Below are 3403 nucleotides of genomic sequence, written 5' to 3' on the forward strand. Positions count from 1 at the left end.
GCCCATGTTGGTCACGGTCAGGTACTCGCTGCCTGAACCGCTGCCAACCGGATCCGGATCATTCACCACAACTTCCGGAACATCATCCGTCACGTTGACAGAGAAGGTCTGTTCGACCGTCAGGCCAGAAAGCTGGCTCGGATCAAGATCGTAATCTGTCACCGCATCATCCGCCGGCGAACCGGTCAGCGTGAACTCAAGGCCCATGCTGTTCTCACCATCCGCAGCGCCATGATCGAGGCTGTCCTGCAGCGTGAAGGTGTAGGAGCCGTCTTCATTCAGTTCCACTGTGAACACATCACGGCCATCCGCAGTCGCCTGCAGCGTGTTGGTCGAGGCATCCCACTCATAGGTGACATCTTCACCCTGGCTGGTCAGACCACTCGGGCCGGTCAGTTCAAAGCTCAGATCGTCATAACCCAGTGCTGTCGGCGCACCATCTGCCGGGCCATCTGCACCGTAATTGATGGTGATCAGATCACCATCGAGGCCCAGATCGCCGGAGGCACTCAGGCTCTCCTTATCAGCATCCGTACCGTCAGCCAGATCATCTTCATCCAGCGAGACGGATTCCGCCTGTCCGACCGTACCGACTTCACCCGTTTCCGGAACATCATCGACAACATTCACAGAGAAGGTCTGGGTCACGGTCACATCACCGACCAGCGCCGGATCAAGATCATAATCCGTCAGCGCATCCGCATCAGGCGTACCTGTCAGCGTAAAGCCGAGGTCCATGCTGTTCTCGCCGTCAGCCGCACCATGATCCAGGCTGTCCTGCAGCGTGAAGGTGAAGCTGCCGTCTTCGTTCAGCTCAACCGTGAACACATCACGGCCATCTGAAGAGGCCTGCAGCGTGTTGGTCGCCGCATCCCATTCGTAAGTTACCGGCTCGCCCTGACTGGTCAGGCCTTCCGGGCCTGTCAGTTCAAAGCTCAGATCATCATAGCCCAGTGCCGTCGGCGCACCATCGGCCGGGCCATCCGCACCGTAATTGATGGTGATCAGGTCACCATCCATACCCAGATCGCCGGAAGCACTCAGGCCTTCCTTCGTCTGATCCGTACCGTCGGCCAGATCATCCTCATCAACAGAGACCGTCGTGTTGTAGCGCTCGACCTCGATGTTCACATCGTTGTAGTCGACATCACCACCATTATGGATGTCTTCCCAATTCTGGTCGCCCGGTGACGGACTATCAGACGTATGATCCAGACCATCAGCATTCAGGTCCGCATTCGAGAAGATCGCCCCGGTACCCTGACCATTCAGGACACCGCCATTGTCGTCAACAACATGCCAGTTGCCGTTGCCATCCTGTTCGAACGTCACTTCCATGCCGTTCTCAAGGTTGCCATTCAGCGACGAGCCGTTCGGGATCACGAAGAAGCCAACACTGTCCGGATCAACGCCGTCAATCGTGTAGGTCTCGCCGATATCCTGCTTCGTGTTCGACCAGATGATCTGACCTGTCGTCGGCTCACCATCCTCATTCTGGATGTAGTAGCCGTAGGTGTTGTTATAGGAGGCGGATTCCTCGCCCATGTTGGTCACGGTCAGGTACTCGCTGCCTGAACCGCTGCCAACAGGATCCGGATCATTCACCACGGCTTCCGGAACATCATCCGTCACGTTGACGCTGAAGGTCTGTTCCACCGTCAGGCCAGAAAGCTGGCTCGGATCAAGATCGTAATCTGTCACCGCATCATCCGCCGGCGAACCGGTCAGCGTGAACTCAAGGCCCATGCTGTTCTCACCATCCGCAGCGCCATGATCGAGGCTGTCCTGCAGCGTGAAGGTGTAGGAGCCGTCTTCATTCAGTTCCACCGTAAACACATCACGGCCATCCGCAGTCGCCTGCAGCGTGTTGGTGGATGCATCCCACTCGTAGGTGACATCTTCACCCTGGCTGGTCAGACCGCTCGGGCCTGTCAGTTCAAAGCTCAGATCGTCATAGCCCAGTGCTGTCGGCGCACCATCTGCCGGGCCATCTGCACCGTAGTTGATGGTGATCAGATCACCATCGAGGCCCAGATCGCCGGAGGCACTCAGGCTCTCCTTGTCAGCATCCGTACCGTCAGCCAGATCGTCTTCATCCAGCGTCACTGTATCAGCCGCCGTCGGCGTGCCGACTTCAGCTGCCGCAGGCGTGTCATCAACAACATTCACAGAGAAGGTCTGCGTGAGGCTCTGGTCTCCCAGGCTGACGCTGTCACCATCAAAATCAACCGCACTGTCCACCGTCGACGTGCCCGTCAGCGTGAACTCGAGGCCGAGGCTGTTCTCACCGTCTGCCGCCCCGTGATCAAGGCTGTCCTGCAGCGTGAAGGTGTAGCTGCCGTCTTCATTCAGTTCCACCGTGAACACATCACGGCCGTCCGCTGTCGCCTGCAGGGTCTGCGTTGCCGCATCCCAGCTGTAGGTGACCGCTTCACCCTGGCTGCTCAGACCCGCCGGGCCTTCAAGCGCCCAGTCCAGATCGTCGTAACCCAGCGCCGTCGGCTGACCATCGGCCGGACCATCTGCACCGTAATCAATCGTGATCAGATCACCACCGAGACCCAGATCGCCGGTCGCGGACAGGCTTTCCTTGGTCTCATCCGTGCCGTCCGACAGATCATCTTCATCCAGCGATACCGTGACGCCAGGGCCGCTCACCTCAACAACTTCTGCAACCGGAACATCATCAATGATACCGACTGTGAACGTGCCCTCGGCACAGTCACCGTCCTTATCAAAGACCTGCATGCCAAACGTCAGATCAAGCTGGTTCTCACCATCTGCATCCGGGTGATCAACCGCACCCTGAAGATCGAACGAATAGCTGTAGCCACTATCCGCATCGCCGTTCAGCGTCACCGTGAAGACCGTGTCGCCGCCCTCACCTGCCGTCGCCGTGATCACCGTGCCGTCTTCCGACACCGTGTAATCAAGTGCAACACCGTTCGAGGTCAGACCCATATCCGTCAGGGCATCATTCACCGTCAGTTCAAGACGGCCCGATCCATCAGCACCAAAGTCCACCAGAATATCCTGGCTGACCGTCGTGCTCTCCTTCGTCTCATCCGTACCGTCCGACAGATCGTCTTCATCAACCGTCGTGTTCACCAGATTCAGATCTGGCTGACCCGAATTCTCCGGATCTTCCGGCGTCGGTGAATCCGGACGATCCAGATCCGTCATGTTGATCGTCAGCGTCGCTTCGGAGACATCACCATCCCCATCCGCCATCTGATAGGTGAATTCCTCCATCCCGAAGCTGTAATCCGTCTCGAAATCAACCGAACGGATGAAGTAATCGGAGCTGTCACCTGTCGGATTGTCGCTCGGGTCGGCATACGGCTCGGCTGTGAACACCAGATACTGGAACGGCTGCTCGCAATGTTCCCCAACCGAGATGTTG

Annotated in this window: 1 protein-coding gene; it reads right to left on the reverse strand. The window is 57.8% G+C overall.

Annotated elements, in window-relative coordinates; translation table 11 throughout:
* The coding region (locus GH722_20620) for a hypothetical protein (protein ID MRG74166.1) at positions 1 to 3403 on the reverse strand (3403 nt) is incomplete at both ends.

The organism is Alphaproteobacteria bacterium HT1-32, assembly GCA_009649675.1.
Classification (GTDB): Bacteria; Pseudomonadota; Alphaproteobacteria; order Rhodospirillales; family HT1-32; genus HT1-32.